Here is an 18493-nt window from a genome sequence, read left to right as displayed (position 1 = left end):
AGTATAACCGCATAAATGCTTTATTTCACTAAATGGTTACGAGGGGGAGCAGAGCGGACCCTCAGATCGTTTTTTGTGTATAAATAAATGACAGGGCTTACAGAGTGGGTTATGATTGTGGTAATTCAAATTTTAAGTATTAGGAGTGTGATTCTTATGTTGAAACACCATTGCGGGACACAAATAACTGAGGCAGATAAAGAAAGAGCCATTAATTTGATCAGTGATAAACCATGGCTGATACCGGCAACTGTATTATTAGAAATTATCCCAGTTTCAATTGTTGCATACGGATTCTTTAAGAACCGTCGTTTACAGACGAAACTAAAGATTGAACGTGAGAAAACTATGCGTGCATATCTCAAACAAGGCAAAGATAAAGAAATGACACTTGAGGAACAACATTTTTTGAAACATCTATAAAATAAAAACACGTCTAATTAGTAGGCGTGTTTTTTTGTATCGCTATTTTATCTTGGAAGTCTTTGACAAGCAACTTTAAATTTTCTTGTGCGTCGTTAAATAAATCTTCATTGAAGCCGGTCAGTTCTTCTTCAATAAAATCTCGATCTTCAATATATTTGTTATAGCGAATCTCAATTTGCATACTGTTAATATGAGGATTCTTACCGTAATGCTTGGTGATCTTACCACCAGTGAAGGGAAAATTATCTGAAACGGTATAGTTGTGTTCGAATAGCTTGTTTGTTAACCATAATCGCTCAGCCTTGGAGCTCGTATTATCATAGTCATTGCCGATGACAAAGTCCGCTGGCGACATTTTTTCAAAGCGTGGATAGTAGAAAAAGCTGTGTAAATCGATCAAGTAAATATCTTCAAAAGTCTCAAACTTTTTTCTGATCAATGATTCTATAGCGGCATGATATGGCAAATAAAAGTCATTGATTCTTTGTTCGATTGTTTCTTTACTTAATGGTTTTACATACAACGAATGTCCAAAAGTGTTCTCTTGATAAACAACGTTGTGGCGATAGTTGTTATCCAAACTACTTTCAAAGTTTTGACGATTTGGGTCAGCGACATATCGGTTAATGTTGTTCTGAATAACAGTGAATCCCATTTCTGGTAAGAAGCTGTAAAGCTCCTTTAAAAACCAGTCAGTATTTGAAAGGGGGACATTTTTATTTAAGTTTTCAGCAATGTCATCTGGAACTAAAGTTCCACTGTGGGGCAGACTGAAGATCACTGGAAAGTCATTTAAATCGGGGTTGAAGCAATCAAAGTTTTGCATCTAAGACCTCATTTCTAGATTATATTAAAAGTAGAAGGTTGCCAATGAGTCGATAGAATAGATTTGAAGTAGAGAACTTTTTGAATTTTTTGAGCAATATAGATACGACTACGAAGGCAACAATTGTTATCGAAGTTAAAGCACTTACATATCCTAATAAGAATAATACCAAAGTTAGGATGATTAGTGTTACTAATTGAGCGTAGTCAGTTTTAGCACCGCCGAAGTAATCGATCAAAATAGCCGCAATGTTAACTAGCAGCAATGGAACTACAAAGTTAAATGATATGAAGTGCATATATGTATAGGCGATAGCGATAGACATAAAACTTGGGATGATAAAACTTTCAATGAGTGTTTGGACCAATTCGTACTTATCGGTAATAAACTTCGTGAGGAATAGGAGCATCAATTGGATGAATACCAAAATCACGACATTGGTATTCAAACTTCTGAATGATAACAAAATTAAAATCAGGTAGATGACACTGTATAATCCATTGAAGTAAATATTTGGTTTGAGACTGCGGATATATTCTTTGTATAAGGCCACCATTGCTATCATGATGGCGAGAAACCAGTTGATAGTGTAATTGGTTAAGCTGTGTGTGAAAATGAATATAAATGGGAAAACGTGATAACTTATGAATTCTATGAGAGATGAAATTAGTTTCTTATACTTAAAATTGATCATAACGACTCCTTGTTATTATAAAGCCATATTAATGTAGAAAATGGTCATCGTCAATTCAAGATTTTCATGAAAAAATTTGTTTTGAATTGAATCTGTGTTAATCTATTAAGAGGTTCCTGATGGGATCCTTTTTTTATTTGCGTAAAAGGAGAAGCCCTGTAACCGAAAGGTGGAAAAAAGAATATGTCAAAGAATTACTTATTTACTTCTGAATCAGTTTCAGAAGGACATCCAGATAAAGTCGCGGATCAAATTAGTGATGCGATTCTTGATGCTATTTTAGCAAAGGATAAAAATGCACGTGTTGCCTGCGAAACAACTGTTACTACTGGTTTAGTATTGGTTGTTGGTGAAATCTCGACATCAGCTTATGTTGATATCCAAAACGTTGTTCGTAGTACTATCAAAGAAATCGGATATGATGGTTCAAATCCTGGTTTTGATGGTAATAGCTGTGCTGTATTAGTTGCACTAGATGAACAATCACCTGATATTGCTCAAGGTGTTGATGACGCTCTTGAAAAACGTGGACAAGACAAAGATTATGATCCATTGGATCAAATCGGTGCGGGAGATCAAGGTTTTGTATTTGGTTTTGCTACAAATGAAACCAAAGAATATATGCCACTTCCAATTTCCTTAGCTCACAAACTTATGCGTAAAACCGCAGAAGTTAGAAAGAACAATACAATTGATTATTTGATGCCTGATGCTAAGTCACAAGTAACAATTGAATATGATGAAAACGACAAGCCTGTACGTGTTGATACAATCGTTTTGAGTACACAGCATAAAGCTGAAGCTACTTTGGAGCAAGTACAAAGAGACATTAAAAAATACGTTATTGATGAAGTTGTTCCAAGCAACATGATCGATGATAAGACTAAGTTTTTGATTAACCCAACTGGTCGCTTTGTTATCGGTGGACCAGAAGGAGATTCCGGTTTAACTGGTAGAAAAGTTATCGTTGATACATACGGTGGTTTTGCTCGCCATGGTGGTGGTGCCTTCTCTGGTAAGGATGCTACTAAGGTTGACCGTTCAGCTAGTTATGCAGCAAGATATATTGCTAAGAATCTTGTTGCCGCTGGAATTGCTGAGAAAGTTGAAATTCAAATTGCTTACGCCATTGGTGTTGCAAGACCGGTTTCAATTCATGTTGATACATTTGGTACAAGCGATTATTCAGAAGAACAAATTGTCGAGTGCATTAACAAGTTCTTCGATTTAAGACCATTAGGTATTATCAAAATGCTTGATTTGCAAAGACCAATTTATAAACAAACAGCTGCATATGGCCATTTTGGACGTACAGATATTGAACTTCCATGGGAAAACCTTGATAAGGTCGATGACATCAAGAGTTTCTTCAAGGATTAGTAGGTGATTACAGAGGCGTTCCTTTGAAGCAATTGCTTTGAAAGGAGTCTCTGTTTTTTTATGCAATTTTTAGAGTTATAAGATTTTGGGGAGGAATTATATTTAATGGAACAAAAAAATAAATCTAATGTAGCCATAGTTACCACAGCTATATTTATCGCTACATTTATGACCGCAGTGGAAGGAACAATCGTTTCAACCGCCATGCCAACAATTATTGGAAGTTTACACGGAGTTAAGTTGATGAATTGGGTTTTTTCAATTTACTTATTGATGACCGCTGTATCAACACCTATTTATGGTAAATTATCAGATATTATTGGCCGCAAACCAGTTTTGATGTTTGGATTAGGGCTATTCATTGTTGGTTCAACTTTATGTGCAATGTCTAATTCAATGTTGACACTAATTATGGCACGTGTTGTGCAGGGACTCGGATCTGGTGCGATTCAGCCGTTGACATTTACAATTATCGCCGATATCTATCCACTTGATAAGCGTGCCAAAGTTCTGGGATTCAATGGTTCAGCGTGGGGAATTGCTGCAATTTTAGCACCGTTATTAGGTGGATTCATTGTTGAAAAGTTAAGTTGGCACTGGATTTTCTTGATCAATCTTCCAGTTGGATTGATTACTATGTCATTGATTTGGATCTTCTTGAAAGAAGAGAGACGAGAGCATGATAAGGTCAAGATCGATTACACAGGAACAGCATTGTTAGTGTTGATTTTATTGCCATTAATGCTGGCATTACAAAACCTTAGTTCTAGCAACATTCTTATACCTATCGGATTAGTTCTCGTATCAGTTATTTCAATCTTTCTATTTATTAAGGTTGAAAAACGTGTAGCTGATCCAATTTTGCCTCTGCAATTATTTAAGAACAAAACGTTTGTTATTCAAAATATTATTGCCTTATTAGTCAGTGGATTTTTGATTGGATTTGAAGCATATATCCCAACTTGGATGCAGGGTATTCTTGGCCTTAGTCCATCCATGGGTGGTTTTGCCGTTACACCGAGTTCAGTTGTCTGGATCTTTGGATCATTCTGGGCAGGTACTCTTATTAAGAAAATGGCACCTAATCGTGTTATTTACATCAGTTTGATATTCCTTGGATTAGCCAATGCAGCATTGTTGTTTGCCGATGTATCTTCGCCATTTATCTACTTCTGTGGACTAGCTGCAGTTGCTGGACTAGGGTTTGGTCTAACTATCACAACCACCACAGTTACAACTCAGACGGTTGTTTCTCCTGAGAATGTTGGAGTTGCAACTAGTTTTAACACGTTGTTGCGTACTATCGGTCAATCAATGATGGTCTCAGTTTACGGGATCATTCTCAACACTGCTTTGATCAAAGGGGCAGCTGAAAACAAAAAAATAACTGTCGATATGATGAATCAATTAATTGATCCACAGACCGCCAGTTCCTTGCCAACAGAGCTTTTACCCAAAATGAGACAAATTCTTTTTTCTGGATTGCACAATATGTACGTCGCATCTCTTGTATTATTAGTAATAGGGTTAGTTTTGAATACCTTGGAGCTCAAAAATCATAAGATTCTTGGCTCTGAACAATAGAGTTGTAAATGTAACAATGGTCGATGCCAGTAAATAACCGCCAACGACATCACTAGGGTAATGAACGCCGAGAAAGATACGGCTGTATCCAACTAGTAATACGATGGAAATGGTAATTATACTGACGATGGTTTTGATACTTAGTTTTTTGAGAATAAACAATGCAACAATTAATAATGAAATGTAGAGAGCAAATGAACTTGCGGAATGACCGCTAGGAAAACTGTAGCCACCAGCATACACATAATGATGATGTGCGGGACGTGGTCTCTGAATATTTATTTTGATTGTGTGATTTATCCATGCCACTAAAATTTGGTTAGTCGCAACAAAAATTGCGGCATAAAAATATTTAAATACAGATAGGATAATTACAGAAATAATAGTTAATATTATGATTGTGTTAGTGTTTCCAAAAGAAGTAAAAAATCTAAAGATCCATAATGAAAAAGTATTGTGATGATATATTTGATTGATGACTATTTTGTCAAAATTGCTGATGAAGTTTGATTTTGTGGAAACTAGAAAACTCCAAATAATAAAACAGATTATTAGTAATATATTAAAAAAAGATACGTTTTTTGATATTTTCATTGTTTTTACACTCAATTGTTTAAATTTTGTTAAAGAAATTATATAATAATGTATAAGCTTTTATGTGTGGTAAATTAATATGGCAATTACACGTCGTCAACGCATTCAGGAAGAAAATCGCTTAACTAGATTAAATAATAAAAGTTCAAAGAATTCAAATTTACGTAGAAATGTTACTTTCTTAGGTGGCAGCCTAGTAGTTGGTGGGACATTTGCTACATTAGCTAACGTCTCAACTACTGTGCCAGTTCGTGCCGAAGCAATTTCATCCATTACTGCTAATAATACAATTGACAGTATAGGTTCAGCAAATATTGTTACACCACGTGGTGTCGGTGATACAAACTTTATCAACTATATTGGTAATTCGGCACGTAAATTAGCTGATAACAATGATATTTATGCTTCAGTTATGATTGCTCAAGCAATGGTTGAAAGTGGCTGGGGTACTAGTGGATTAGCTAGTGCACCTAATTACAATTTGTTTGGTGTTAAGGGTTCTTACAATGGAGAATCAGTTAACATGGGTACTCAAGAAGATGACGGTACTGGTAGTTTGTATTCTATTAATTCTAATTTTAGAAAGTATCCATCTTATAAGGAATCACTCGAAGATTATGTTTCATTGATCCGTGGTGGAGTATCTGGCAATCCTGAGATCTATGCAGGTGCTTGGAAGAGTAATACTACTTCTTATAAAGATGCTACTGCTTATTTGACAGGTCGTTATGCCACAGATACAACATATGCTGACAAATTGAATGCCATTATTGAAAAGTACGACTTAACTAAATTTGATACTAATGATGGTACTCAAGATCAAACTTATGTATTTGCTCAAGGTGATACATTACAATCAGTTGCTGACAAGTTCAATATGACTGTTGATACATTGATGAGTTTGAATAACCTTAAGACTAGCAGCTATGTATATCCAGGTAAGACTTTGACAGTTTTGAAGGTTATCGGTAATGATGATCAAGATGCTGAACAACCTGTAAAGGTTACTAATATGTCTAATATCACTGGCACAACTAGTTCAACATCAAATGCTGATGTTTCAGATGTGTACGGTAATAAACAAGCTCCAGTTATTGTTCAGGATGAAACAAATGGTGTTAAGAAGTATGATGCATCAAATAGTTCGTCTAACGTTGCTGTAGCCGTTAAAAATACATTAACATCTGGAAGTAATGGTAACTCTGACAACACAGATAATAATGCAAGCTCAAATCAAAGTTCAAATAGCGATGCAACTGACAAGACTGTAACTGTTCAAGACGGTGACACTATTGACTCAATTGCAGCACAAGCTAATACAACTGCTGATCAACTTAAACAAGACAATAATTTAAATTCAGATTTATTAGTTGTCGGACAGAAGTTAATGGTATAGTATATAAAACAACGGAAATAGTAAGTTTAAAAAGAATTTCAGAAAGTACGTGGTCAATGTGAACGTATAACTTTTTGAACCGAACTCGTCCATTTAAGTTTAATCGCTGAATTTTAGTAGGTGATTACGAATCGTCCGCGTTAAGGATTTTGAGAGTCACTCTATTTGGAGTGGAACTTAGGTGGTAACGCGATAATTCGTCCTATGATATCTTTAATTAGATGTTATAGGACTTTTTTATTACCGTGAAAATTTTTTTGGAGGGTGTACAATGTACAATCACAATACAGTTGAGAAAAAATGGCAAAAGTATTGGAAGGAAAACAAAACTTTCAAGACTACTACAGATAAGAATAAGAAGAACTACTACGCATTAGACATGTTCCCTTATCCATCTGGACAAGGTCTGCATGTTGGACATCCAGAGGGTTATACAGCAACTGATATCCTTGCTCGTATGAAACGTGCTCAAGGCTATAACGTCTTGCATCCAATGGGCTTTGATGCCTTTGGACTACCTGCTGAACAATATGCTATGGATACTGGTCACAATCCAGCTGATTTCACAGAAAAGAATATTAATAATTTCAAACGTCAGATCAATTCACTTGGTTTCTCATACGATTGGGATCGTGAAGTTCAAACTACTGATCCAAAATATTACAAGTGGACACAATGGATCTTTGAACAAATGTACAAAAAGGGTCTAGCTTATGAAGCTGAAGTTCCAGTTAACTGGAGTCCTGATCTTGGTACAGTTGTTGCTAACGAGGAAGTTATCGATGGCAAGACAGAACGTGGAGGCTTTCCAGTTGTTAGAAAACCTATGCGTCAATGGATGTTGAAGATTACTGCTTATGCTGACAGATTGTTGGATGACCTTGATTTGATCGATTGGCCAGAAAACATTAAAGAAATGCAACGCAACTGGATCGGCCGTTCAATTGGTGCTCATATTGACTTCCCAATTGATGGCTATGATGACAAGAAAATCACTGTTTTCACAACTCGTGCAGATACTGTCTTTGGTGTTTCATACGTTGTTTTGGCTCCTGAAAACGATCTTGTAGATATTATTACGACTGACGAACAACGTGATTCTGTTGAAGCATATAAAGCTGAGGCTGCTCGCAAGTCTGACCTAGATAGAACTGATTTGAACCATGATAAGACTGGTACATTTACAGGTGCTTATGCTATTAATCCAGTTAATGGTGAAAAAGTTCAAATTTGGATCTCTGACTATGTTCTTGCTACATATGGTACAGGTGCTGTTATGGCTGTTCCTGCACATGATGAACGTGACTATGCCTTTGCTCACAAATTCAATTTGCCAATTAAGCAAGTTGTTGAAGGTGGAGATATTTCTAAAGAAGCTTTTGGTGGTGATGGTGCTCATATCAATTCTGAATTCTTGGATGGTTTGCATCAAGAAGATGCCATCAACAAGATGATTGAATTCCTTGAAGACAAAGGATATGGTAAGAAATTCGTTAACTACAAGTTACGTGACTGGTTATTCTCACGTCAAAGATACTGGGGTGAACCAATTCCTGTTATTCATTGGGAGGATGGCGAAACAACTCTAGTTCCTGAAGATGAATTACCATTGAAGTTGCCTGCAGAAGCTGACATCAAGCCATCAGGTACTGGTGAATCACCACTTGCTAACTTGACTGACTGGGTAAATGTTGTTGATAAGAACGGTCGTAAAGGCCGTCGTGAAACTAACACAATGCCACAATGGGCAGGTAGCTCATGGTATTACTTGAGATATATTGATCCGCATAATGATGAGAAGCTTGCTGACTACGATTTATTAAAGCAATGGTTGCCAGTTGACTTGTACATCGGTGGTGCAGAACACGCCGTACTTCACTTACTATATGCTAGATTCTGGCACAAAGTATTGTACGACTTGGGTGTTGTTCCAACTAAGGAACCATTCCAAAAGCTATTTAACCAAGGTATGATTCTTGGTGATAACCATGAAAAGATGTCTAAGTCTAAGGGTAATGTTGTTAACCCAGATGACGTTGTTGAATCATATGGTGCTGATACTTTGAGAGTATACGAAATGTTCATGGGCCCATTGGATGCATCTATTCCTTGGTCAGAAAATGGACTATCTGGTGCTCACAAGTTCCTTGATCGTGTATGGAGATTATTTATCAATGATGATGATTACAGTACACTTCGTGATGGCTATGTAGTTGATACTAATGATGGTAAGCTGGACAAGGTATATAACGAAACAGTTAAGAAAGTTACTGAAGATTATGATGCATTGCGTTTCAATACAGCTATCTCACAAATGATGGTCTTCGTTAACGAAGCACACAAAGTTGATACAATGCCTAAAGAATATGCTGAAGGATTCGTTAAGTTGCTCGCACCAATTGCACCACATATGATGGAAGAACTATGGAGCAAGTACGGACATGATGGTTCAATCAGTTATGCAGCATGGCCAACTTATGATGAAAGCAAGATGGTCTCAGCTACTGTTGAATTGATTGTTCAAGTTAATGGTAAGTTAAGAGATAAGATGGAAGTTCCTGTTGGAATGGGTAAAGATGAAATTGAAAAACTTGCTCGTGAAGATGAGAAGATCCAGAAGTTTACTGAAGGCAAGAATATTGTCAAAGTAATTGTTATCCCTAATAAGATTGTAAATATTGTTGTTAAATAGAGAGTGGAGAAAACCGGTAACACCTGAGCATTACCTAGGATAACGAAGGTAACGCGAAGCGTTGCATTTGTTATTCGTAGCAAGCACAGGAATCTGGTTTTTGCAGCTCGTTTCAGTAGAGCGTGTCAAAAGACGGTAACACCTGAGCATTACCTAGGATAACGAAGGTACCAACGAAGTTGGTGCGTTTGTTATTCGTAGTAAGCGCAGGGTGTTGTCTTTTGCAACTCGTTTCAAAACTCAATCAAGTAGGCTGTGATTATTAAATCACAGCCTACTTTTTTAAGATTTAATTGCAATTGTTGGAAATTAAGAGTAATTTAAGGTTTCTGAGTTCGCAATTTTGCTATAATTGAGAAGATAGTTTTTAAGGTGGTGCAGGACTTGAGTAAAAACCGTGACGATGAAGAGATTACACCAGTACTAGATCCTGAGCTTTCAACGCAAGATACAATGTTGAAAGGTTCAGCATGGATGACGGCTGGTAGTATTTTTTCACGTATTTTAGGTGCAATATATATTATTCCTTGGATGGCTTGGATGGGTTCATCTTATCCGCAAGCTAATGCGTTGTATGCAAAAGGTTATAATATTTATAGTTTATTTATCATTATTTCTACGGCAGGTATTCCGGGAGCAATTTCTAAACAAATTTCTCATTATAATGCTTTGGATGAGTATTCAACTGGTAATAAATTATTTAAACATGGTCTGAAAATAATGGGTTTAATGGGAATTGCCTTTGGTGCTTTGATGTACTTTGGTGCTCCACTTATGGCAACGTTATTTGCGGACGGTGATCCCAGAAGTATTCCAGTCATCAAGTCATTAGCGATTGCTGTTTTGATAATTCCAATTTTAAGTATTATGAGAGGTTACATGCAGGGGTACTCCGACATGGCACCTTCGGCTATTTCTCAATTTATTGAACAAATTGCTCGTGTTATTTATATGCTTGCTGCAACTTATGTAATCATGAAGTTGAATAACGGAAGTTACATTAGTGCGGTTGTTCAATCTACATTTGCTGCCTTTATTGGTGCAGCGTTTGCGATAGGTATTCTGGCGTTTTCGTTCTTGAAAAAATTACCAAAATTGCGGGCGTTATCTCGTAATGGTAAAGCTCCAGAGGAATTGAACAAGAACTTTACACGTGAGATTTTTGAACAAGCTGTTCCATTCATTATCTTGGATGCTGGTATTACATTCTTCAATCTGTTTGATCAGTCTACATTTAATCAATTTATGAGAATGTTTGTTAAAGCTACTGGTGATCAACTTGATAATTATTATTCATTGTTTGGTTTCCAAGCCAATAAATTAATTATGATTATCGTTTCGTTATCCGCTGCTATGGCTGTTACTGCAATTCCAATTCTTTCAGGATTGTATTCAAAGGGTAATAAGAAAGAAATTGAAGATCAAATTTCTAATACGATTGAATTGTTCTTCTTCGTTATGATTCCAGCATCATTAGGGATGTATGCTGTGTCACAACCATTGTGGACGACATTCTATCGTTATGATCAATTAGGTATTCTAATGTTGCAATTCAGTTCGGTAATTTCTATATTATTAGGATTGTTTACAGTTTTAGCGGCTGTATTACAGGCTTTGTATCGTAATCGCCTTGCTATTAGATACTTTGTTTATGGATTTATCGTCAAAGTAGTAGTGCAAGTTCCAATGATTGGATTGTTCCATGAGTTTGGACCATTAGTTGCCACAAGCATTGGTATGGGTGTTATTTGTTGGTTAATGATCAAGAAGCTGCATGATATTTACCCATTCGACACTAATCGTTTGTCACGCCGAATAAGTGGAATTATCCTGTTCTCGTTGATTATGTTTGCAGTAGTAATCTTCATTAACTGGTTGGTATTCCACTTTGTTGGAAATTCTGATCGTGTTCTAAGTATGATTATTCTCGTTGTAGAAGCCGGTGTTGGTGGAGCAATTTATGGGTACTTAGTATTGAAGACACAACTAGCTGATAAGATTCTTGGTAGTAAAGTTGAACGTATTAGACGTTTAGTTAAGATTAAATAAAATAAAAGCTGACCTTTTCGGGTCAGCTTTTTGTATAAGAGAGAACTGTTATATTTCAGAATAGGAGGCACTCAATGAACTTTACTCGATTACGTTATTTTTGTGATGTTGCCAGATTACAGAGCTTTTCAAAAGCGGCGGATGAAAACTATATTTCACAAACTGCAATCAGCCAACAGATTGCTAAACTAGAGGATGAATTGCAAGTATCATTAATTGATCGTACGAAACTTCCCATCGAATTAACAAGAATTGGGAAAACGGTTTATCAACGTTCAAAAATAATTTTGGAGCAATACGATGTTCTAAAAGGCGAAATTGCTCAAATGAAGCAGACGGACAAGGTAGTTACGGTTGCATATCCTAATGGTGCAGTTGAACCTGTCGAAGAATTGGTTTTGCCGAAGATAAAGGCTATTGATGGTCTTGAATTATTTTTAGTGAAGAGTGATTTGAATGATATTCAGGATAAGCTGTTGAATAAAACAGTTGATTTGGCGGTTACGTTTGACTCTGAAATTACAGCAACTAACCAATTATCTACTATAGTTCTTGCTAATGGTAATTACGATGTAGTAGTTGGTAAAGATCATCCCTGGTATCAAGTTGATACGATCGAACCTGCGCAACTTATAAATGAACGAGTTATTTACGTTGAAAATCGGCCCAATACGAATTCATATTTGAAAATGAAAGACCACTCACAGGCAGATAATGTTCCTTTGAATATTACAGCAACGGTTGCTGACATTGACACGGCGTTGTTATTAGTACAATTGAACAAAGGAATCACGTTTATTCCAGACTATAAGTCACTAAAACATGAATATAGTAGTTTACATCGTGTGAAAATATTAAATAGTCAGCACAAGTATAAGATTTGTTTGGCTTGGCGTACGAGAGATGGAAATGAAAACTTACGTAAAATAATTGATCAGTTTGATAGATAGAAGCATTCACTTATAAGGTACCAAAAATTGATATTGGAAGTTGTTAAAATATTCACATACAATGGATTTATCAATTCAAAGGTGGTACTGAATATGGATAAATATGTTTTTACTGGAGTAGATGGTAATTTTGGTGGAATTGCGGCCGAAACTGCTTTAAAAATCTTGGACAAATCTCAATTAATTTTTACTGCACCTACACAAAAGGGTGTGTCGAAGTATGCTAAACAAGGAATTGAAACTAGAATAACTGATTTCAATGATCCTGAAGGATTATCTAAGGCATTCGCCGGTGCTACAAAAGTATTATTGATATCGATGCCATTTGTTGGTCCTAAACGTCGTCAAGCACATAAGAACGTTATTGATGCTTGTGTTGCCGCTGGTGTTAAACAAATTGTTTATACTTCGCTAGTCAATGCTAGTGATCCTATGAACCCAAGTATTGAGAAAATTGATCATGCCTGGACAGAGTCATATGTGGAGAATAAAGATTTGGATTATATATTCCTACGTAATTCACAATATGCTGAAGCCATGATTTCTAATTATTTTGCAATGTTAGAAAGTGGAGTTTTGGCTAACAATCAAGCAGATGGAAAGATGGCATATATATCACGTAGAGATTGTGCCATTGCTGCGGCATATGCTATGGCATCAAATTTGGAACATTCAATTTTGAATATCAATGGACCAGAATTAATTACTATTTCAGATTTTGTGGCCATAGGTAATGAGGTAACTGGTAATAATCTAACTTATAAAGCAGTCAGCGATGAAGAAGATTATGCTGTGTTCGATAAAATGGGTGTTCCTAGAACTACTGATGGACAATTCAAAAAGGGAAGCTCAGCACCTTTCTCTTCTGACGGCATGGTAACTTTTGGTGAAGCAATCCGTAAAGGTAAAATGGATACTTTCTCAGATGATTTCGTGAAGCTGACTGGGGTCAAACCACGTTCTGTTAAGATGATGTTCGAACATTCAGATGAATATCAAATTGGTGCAAGACATTCAGTAGATGCCTAAAAGTGTAGGATGGTGAAAATATGAGTGATTTTAATGCAGATATTGTAGTTGTTGGAGCAGGTGCATCTGGTATCGGTGCTGCACTGGCGGCCACTGAAAAAAATGCTAAAGTTATTTTGCTTGAAAAGGGAGATAAATTCGGAGGAGCTGGAATGTTTGGAGCTCAAGGATTATTTGCCGCAGGTAGTGAATTACAAAAGAAAGCTAATAATAATTATTCTCCTGATGATGCCTATAAGGAAATGATGAATTATACTCATTATCGTTCAAATACCAGATTGACCCGTGCAATTGTTGATAAATCAGCTGATACGATTTCTTGGTTAGCAAACAACGGATTGAAAACAGAATTGGTGAATAATACTCAAGAAGTTCATCAAGAACATCCCCGTGTTTATCATCAATACATTGATAAATTTAATGGCTTCCAAAACTTGATGGATAACTTTACGTCCAATGGTGGTCAATTATTTACAAAAACAACAATCAAGAAACTAGTTCGTGATGACAAAAAAGTATTGAAAGTGACGATCGATCAAGATGGCGTTGAGAAGTCAATTGATTGTCAAAAAGTTATTTTTTCTGATGGTGGGTTCGTCGGAAACCCTAAGATGGTTGATAAATACATACAAATTGATAGTGATGATCTGTTTAGTATGGGTGAACGCAAAGCTACTGGAGATGGAATCAAGATTCTAGCAAGTTTGGGTGCAGATACTAGTGGAATCGGTACGTTTGAAAATCATGCTGCTTCTGTGGTATCTAAAACAGATCCTAAATGGCATAATGATACAATTTTTACATTAACCAACTTGCCGTTTCTATGGCTAAATCGTCGTGGAGAACGTTTTGTTAATGAAGATATTTGTTATGACTTTGCTCTATGGGGTAACAGTACATACACCAATGGTGGCTATTACTACTTTGTCTTGGATCAAAAGACAGTAGAATATTTAAAGACCAATCAATTAAATTGGACTAACTCTTTTGAAAGAACCTTTACAACTCTGGCACATACTCCTGTTACTCATGTAGTTGGACCATTTCCTGAGATTGAATCTGATTTGGCCGAAGCAGTCGCTCAGGGTGCTGCAAAAGTAGCTAATACTATTGAAAACCTATCAGAAGATTTGGGTTTTGATGCGAAAAAAGTAAAAGAAAATTTAGATGGATATAATAAGGTCATCTCCGCTGAAAAGGATTCTGAGTTTGGGAAACCTTCTAAATTCTTGAAGTTTTCAGTTGAACAGGGACCATTCTATGCAATAAAGGCTCAATCGACTACGTTAGGTACCATCGGTGGTGTTGCTGTAGATGATAAGCTTCATGTTATTAATAATGAAGGACAAGTAATCGAGAATGTATATGCTACTGGTAATAATGCCAGTGGGATGTATGATACATCGTATCCAACACTTGAGGGAATTAGTTGTGCATTTGCTTGGAATTCTGGACGAATTGCTGGTGAAGATGCAGCTGAAAATATTTGAATAAAATAAAAGCTGACCTTTGCGGGTCAGCTTTTTACATCTAAAGATTTTCTTTTAAAAAGTTAAGAATAATTTCAACAATTTCTGGTTGCCAGTATTTAAGATCCATATGTCCAGCACCAGTTAATTGGTAAAAGTCTGCTTTGATATTGTTATCGATTAGAGTGTTATACAATTTCTTACCATCTTCAATTGGGACGACTTCATCTTTGTCTCCATGAAGAATCAAGAATGGTACAGTTTTGTCATTTATATAAGTTAGTGGGTTAGCTTGAGCATCTAATTTAGGAGCAACTTCTGGCTCAGCACCTAATAGGTTACGATAGACAAAATCAAAATCATTACTTACACTGCCTTGTTTAGCAGATAATGGATCAACAACTCCGTACCAAGGAATAGCGATGTTAACGTCACTTGAGAATTCTAAATTATCTCCAACATCAAATTTTGATTGGCTATTTGTTACTCCCAGCATGCTGGCCATGTGTCCACCGGCTGATTCACCCATAGTGATTACTTTGTTAGGGTTGATTTGGAACTTTTTAGCATTTTTTCTAATGTAACGAATGGCAGCCTTGGCATCTTCTAACTGGCCTGGGAAATTGACTTTATTGCTATCACGATATGATACGCTGACAATCACGTAACCGGCTCTGGCAAAGTCAACTAAGTTAGGCAAGTGGATGTTGTGATCAACGTCCATCCAACCGCCACCTCCGAACCAAAAGATAACAGGATATGTTGTCTCATCATTAGTCTGAAAGTGTCGTATTATAGACAGTTTCATATCTCGAGTTGAGTTTCCCAGCCATCCAGGTACCTGAGCATATGTAATATCTGAGTCTAGCCATAGTCCGTCTCTAGTAATAGGAACGTTGATTTCCTTCTCCATAATTGAATCCCTCAATTCTTTTTATTATTAACCTGGTTAAATTTTTGCATATATTTCGGTATATTACTAATTAAAGTTGAAGGTAAAACGACATAATTATTTTTGTATATTTTATCAGCAATATAGCTGTGTAGGAATAATCCAGCTTGGACAGTTTTTAGTGAATTACCGAATTGTCCAACAAATCCTGCTAATATTCCTGTTAAGGTATCGCCCATGCCACCGGTTGCCATACCTGGATTACCAGCTTGAATTTGTGAAACTTGATCTTGATAATAGATCTCTGATAGGTGTTTTTTAACAATTAATAGTGAGCTAGGTGCTAATTGTTTGATTGCTTTTAGATTGTTATCTGTTGTCTGGTCAGGAATTGACAGACCTGACAGTCGTTGCCATTCTCCTTGATGGGGAGTTAGAATCAAGTTTGGAATTGCTTTGAGTTCAATGTGTTGTTCTGCGGCAACTGTTAATGCGGAAGCATCCATGATTAATGTAGTATTTTCACCAATTGAGTCCTTGATTAGTTGGATTATTTCGACGGTCTTATTCGATGTTCCAAGTCCAGGTCCAACCACAATGACATTATTTTTGACTATTGCATCAGTCAGTTTTTCGGTATTATTGTAGTCAATAGTCATGGCTTCGGGTACAGCAGTATTCAGAGCTGTAAATTTTTCAGGGATGGTCGCAACAGTTACGAGTCCAGCGCCGGTATGTACAGCAGATGATGCCGATAATATTGCTGCACCACCGAAGGGCATTGATCCAGCAATGATCAAAATACGTCCATAATTACCTTTGTATGATTCAGGATTTCGTGTTCTTATTACGGTCGATAATATAGATTTATTGATTTTTTCCATTGCAAGAACCTCCATTTGTAGTATCATTTAATATTGTAAGCCATAACAAATGGGATTAACAAATTATAATGCCGCTGTGGCGGAATTGGCAGACGCGCAGTGTTCAGGTCGCTGTATGGTTATCCATGTACAAGTTCGAATCTTGCCAGCGGCATATTTGGTTAGTAGGAATGTTGATATATCAACGTTCCTGCTTTTTTATTTTCTTCTTAATATTTAACAAATTTATAAATATTATTGTATATTGTAATTGAAATGTTTTGGGAGGTGAGAGTTATCAATGGATTAGATTATTTTTTTAAATTAATTGAAGATGCGTTAGACAGAAAAATTGAGGATGGTAAATTTATTACCGATAGCTTTGATTTTCTACATTCAGATAATGAAATGGTACGAGGTACATTTCCAGAGACATATAAATTTATTCAATCTGAGCAATTTAAGAATTCAATTATTAATTGTTTTAAATCGGAAGATTATTTTTTGAAGTTAAAGATCAATTATTACGATGCTCTAAAGAAATATAATCAAGAAAAACTACAAAATAAAAGTAGCGTGATCGATAGTAATAATCAATTAGCTTACATGGAGATCAAATTTCACGTTCAAGGATTTGATTTGACGGAATCTGAATCGAATAGAGTGGATTATACGTATGATGAAAGCTTGTCTATAAATAGAAGTACTCGAACAATTAGATATAAGGAATTTCTTGGTGAATACACTGCCATACATGAATTCCAGATGAACTCTGACATTGGTAATTTACTAGATGAATGTCAGAAGTATATTTCTGAAATGAAGGTGTCAACTGAATATGACAATCAAGATGAATTCATGTTGTTATTTGTACAAAAGAACGATGGCAGAAAAGAATATGTTGAATTCAGCAATAAGAATCCTTTTCCAAAAGAATGGAAAATGCTAATTAATGTATTAAATAAGTTTTTTGAAGATAAGAATTCTATATATAAAATTTTTGATACAGAGTTATTTACGAGTGAACGGAAATATATCTATTGTAAAGTTACCTTTCAACCAGATGGTAAAGAATACTATTACCGAACGAATGATGAAACTCTAAAAGTCGGTGACAAAGTGATTGTTACAGTTGGTGAAGGTTACAAAAGAAGAGTTACTATTACAGACATAGAATATTATGAAGAGTCAAAGGTACCATATCCGTTAGCCGAAACCAAAAAAATTTTGGGTAGAGCAGAATTAACAGCGAAAATTATTGATGAGAATGATTCAGTGGTACGAGAGTTAAAAGAACTAGTCAGAACTGACAAGGAGTTATCATTAGAAACTGAAATTGATGATATTCATGACGATGAGCATCCACTTAGGTATTCCAAGGTAATTGAGATGGATGATTCTAGCAAGTGGATGGTAGTATTCAGCAATAAAGAGCTTATTGATCGACATCAAACCGTCTCTTTAAATGCTAAAGATATTTTGGAACATGCTATGGATGCCAAAGAGATCAGTGGAGTAATTTTGAATCCATGGGAAAACACCAAACTGATCAATAAAGAAGTTATTAAAAATGAGAGATTGCAAGTTTAATCCGAACACTTTGTTAAATATCCACGAAATGAATCAATGGCAGTATTCCAGCCTAAAAC

The 18493-nt window shown here is 36.0% G+C and carries 15 protein-coding genes, 1 tRNA gene, 1 riboswitch and 1 other annotated feature; of the genes, 11 read left to right on the top strand and 5 right to left on the bottom strand.

All coding sequences use genetic code 11. The annotated features are described in order from the left end of the window. Positions 1 to 156 precede the first annotated feature (156 nt). Positions 157 to 423: a transposase gene (locus EKM66_RS11975; protein ID WP_125764889.1), complete on the top strand. Its 267-nt coding sequence runs from the start codon at positions 157 to 159 to the stop codon at positions 421 to 423. 13 nt (positions 424 to 436) lie between these two features. Here the strand turns inward: EKM66_RS11975 and EKM66_RS11970 are convergent, their stop codons facing one another. Together EKM66_RS11970 and EKM66_RS11965 are read right to left on the bottom strand one after the other, a co-directional pair. Then, the gene (locus tag EKM66_RS11970; protein ID WP_125764887.1) at positions 437 to 1252 is read right to left on the bottom strand and encodes an N-formylglutamate amidohydrolase; all 816 of its coding nucleotides are present in this window, start codon (positions 1250 to 1252) and stop codon (positions 437 to 439) included. A 19-nt stretch (positions 1253 to 1271) separates the two neighbouring features. Then, complete coding sequence (locus tag EKM66_RS11965) at positions 1272 to 1946, bottom strand: hypothetical protein (RefSeq protein WP_125764885.1); 675 nt, start codon at positions 1944 to 1946, stop codon at positions 1272 to 1274. A gap of 100 nt (positions 1947 to 2046) precedes the next feature. Beyond that, positions 2047 to 2132: riboswitch (SMK box riboswitch) on the top strand. Between EKM66_RS11965 and metK the strand changes: the two genes are divergently transcribed. Next, positions 2130 to 3326 carry a methionine adenosyltransferase gene (metK, locus tag EKM66_RS11960; protein WP_125764883.1) on the top strand — a complete coding sequence of 399 codons (1197 nt, stop codon included), beginning with the start codon at positions 2130 to 2132 and terminating at the stop codon, positions 3324 to 3326. Its footprint overlaps the riboswitch before it by 3 nt. A gap of 105 nt (positions 3327 to 3431) precedes the next feature. Further along, positions 3432 to 4910: an MDR family MFS transporter gene (locus EKM66_RS11955; protein WP_125764881.1), complete on the top strand. Its 1479-nt coding sequence runs from the start codon at positions 3432 to 3434 to the stop codon at positions 4908 to 4910. On the opposite strand, the gene EKM66_RS12880 is transcribed toward EKM66_RS11955, so the two are convergent. Further along, positions 4854 to 5219 carry a phosphatase PAP2 family protein gene (locus EKM66_RS12880; RefSeq protein WP_164505143.1) on the bottom strand — a complete coding sequence of 122 codons (366 nt, stop codon included), beginning with the start codon at positions 5217 to 5219 and terminating at the stop codon, positions 4854 to 4856. The two genes, EKM66_RS11955 and EKM66_RS12880, sit on opposite strands and share 57 nt — an antisense overlap. A gap of 364 nt (positions 5220 to 5583) precedes the next feature. Here EKM66_RS12880 and EKM66_RS11945 point away from each other — a divergent pair, with 364 nt between their 5' ends. The 6 genes from EKM66_RS11945 (at position 5584) to EKM66_RS11920 (ending at position 15110) form a co-directional block, all read left to right on the top strand. After that, on the top strand, positions 5584 to 6900 hold the full coding sequence (locus EKM66_RS11945) for a glucosaminidase domain-containing protein (protein ID WP_125764877.1): 1317 nt from the start codon (positions 5584 to 5586) through the stop codon (positions 6898 to 6900). A gap of 2 nt (positions 6901 to 6902) precedes the next feature. Next, positions 6903 to 7108 (top strand) — a binding site (T-box leader). Positions 7109 to 7171: 63 nt separating this feature from the next. Continuing rightward, positions 7172 to 9592, top strand: coding sequence for a leucine--tRNA ligase (leuS, locus tag EKM66_RS11940; RefSeq protein WP_125764875.1), 2421 nt, complete (start codon positions 7172 to 7174; stop codon positions 9590 to 9592). Between the two features lie 453 nt (positions 9593 to 10045). Then, positions 10046 to 11641, top strand: coding sequence for a putative polysaccharide biosynthesis protein (locus EKM66_RS11935; RefSeq protein WP_125764891.1), 1596 nt, complete (start codon positions 10046 to 10048; stop codon positions 11639 to 11641). 74 nt (positions 11642 to 11715) lie between these two features. Continuing rightward, the gene (locus EKM66_RS11930) at positions 11716 to 12591 is read left to right on the top strand and encodes a LysR family transcriptional regulator (protein WP_125764873.1); all 876 of its coding nucleotides are present in this window, start codon (positions 11716 to 11718) and stop codon (positions 12589 to 12591) included. A gap of 93 nt (positions 12592 to 12684) precedes the next feature. Next, the gene (locus EKM66_RS11925) at positions 12685 to 13620 is read left to right on the top strand and encodes an NAD(P)H-binding protein (RefSeq protein WP_125764871.1); all 936 of its coding nucleotides are present in this window, start codon (positions 12685 to 12687) and stop codon (positions 13618 to 13620) included. A 20-nt stretch (positions 13621 to 13640) separates the two neighbouring features. Next, complete coding sequence (locus EKM66_RS11920; RefSeq protein WP_125764869.1) at positions 13641 to 15110, top strand: FAD-dependent oxidoreductase; 1470 nt, start codon at positions 13641 to 13643, stop codon at positions 15108 to 15110. A gap of 40 nt (positions 15111 to 15150) precedes the next feature. Here EKM66_RS11920 and EKM66_RS11915 read toward each other — a convergent pair whose 3' ends face one another. Beyond that, the gene (locus EKM66_RS11915) at positions 15151 to 16002 is read right to left on the bottom strand and encodes an alpha/beta hydrolase (RefSeq protein ID WP_125764867.1); all 852 of its coding nucleotides are present in this window, start codon (positions 16000 to 16002) and stop codon (positions 15151 to 15153) included. A gap of 11 nt (positions 16003 to 16013) precedes the next feature. Then, positions 16014 to 16865 carry an NAD(P)H-hydrate dehydratase gene (locus tag EKM66_RS11910; protein ID WP_125764865.1) on the bottom strand — a complete coding sequence of 284 codons (852 nt, stop codon included), beginning with the start codon at positions 16863 to 16865 and terminating at the stop codon, positions 16014 to 16016. A 70-nt stretch (positions 16866 to 16935) separates the two neighbouring features. Between EKM66_RS11910 and EKM66_RS11905 the strand changes: the two genes are divergently transcribed. Both EKM66_RS11905 and EKM66_RS11900 read left to right on the top strand, forming a co-directional pair. Further along, positions 16936 to 17019, top strand: a tRNA-Leu gene (locus EKM66_RS11905). Positions 17020 to 17348: 329 nt separating this feature from the next. Further along, positions 17349 to 18434, top strand: a complete 1086-nt coding sequence (locus EKM66_RS11900) for an SseB family protein (RefSeq protein ID WP_164505142.1) — start codon at positions 17349 to 17351, stop codon at positions 18432 to 18434. Positions 18435 to 18493: the final 59 nt, after the last annotated feature.

Origin of the sequence: Companilactobacillus hulinensis, assembly GCF_003946555.1 — a bacterium.
In the GTDB taxonomy this organism is placed as follows: domain Bacteria; phylum Bacillota; class Bacilli; order Lactobacillales; family Lactobacillaceae; genus Companilactobacillus; species Companilactobacillus hulinensis.
This window is presented reverse-complemented; position numbering and strand designations above follow the sequence as displayed.

Excerpts from the sequence above, each read along its gene's own strand:
- EKM66_RS11970 (WP_125764887.1), bottom strand. The coding sequence starts at position 1,252 with ATGCAAAACTTTGATTGCTTCAACCCCGATTTAAATGACTTTCCAGTG.
- EKM66_RS11975 (WP_125764889.1), top strand. The coding sequence starts at position 157 with ATGTTGAAACACCATTGCGGGACACAAATAACTGAGGCAGATAAAGAA.
- EKM66_RS11910 (WP_125764865.1), bottom strand. The coding sequence starts at position 16,865 with ATGGAAAAAATCAATAAATCTATATTATCGACCGTAATAAGAACACGA.
- EKM66_RS11935 (WP_125764891.1), top strand. The coding sequence starts at position 10,046 with ATGTTGAAAGGTTCAGCATGGATGACGGCTGGTAGTATTTTTTCACGT.
- EKM66_RS11920 (WP_125764869.1), top strand. The coding sequence starts at position 13,641 with ATGAGTGATTTTAATGCAGATATTGTAGTTGTTGGAGCAGGTGCATCT.
- EKM66_RS11945 (WP_125764877.1), top strand. The coding sequence starts at position 5,584 with ATGGCAATTACACGTCGTCAACGCATTCAGGAAGAAAATCGCTTAACT.
- leuS (WP_125764875.1), top strand. The coding sequence starts at position 7,172 with ATGTACAATCACAATACAGTTGAGAAAAAATGGCAAAAGTATTGGAAG.
- EKM66_RS11930 (WP_125764873.1), top strand. The coding sequence starts at position 11,716 with ATGAACTTTACTCGATTACGTTATTTTTGTGATGTTGCCAGATTACAG.
- EKM66_RS11965 (WP_125764885.1), bottom strand. The coding sequence starts at position 1,946 with ATGATCAATTTTAAGTATAAGAAACTAATTTCATCTCTCATAGAATTC.
- EKM66_RS11915 (WP_125764867.1), bottom strand. The coding sequence starts at position 16,002 with ATGGAGAAGGAAATCAACGTTCCTATTACTAGAGACGGACTATGGCTA.
- metK (WP_125764883.1), top strand. The coding sequence starts at position 2,130 with ATGTCAAAGAATTACTTATTTACTTCTGAATCAGTTTCAGAAGGACAT.
- EKM66_RS11955 (WP_125764881.1), top strand. The coding sequence starts at position 3,432 with ATGGAACAAAAAAATAAATCTAATGTAGCCATAGTTACCACAGCTATA.
- EKM66_RS11925 (WP_125764871.1), top strand. The coding sequence starts at position 12,685 with ATGGATAAATATGTTTTTACTGGAGTAGATGGTAATTTTGGTGGAATT.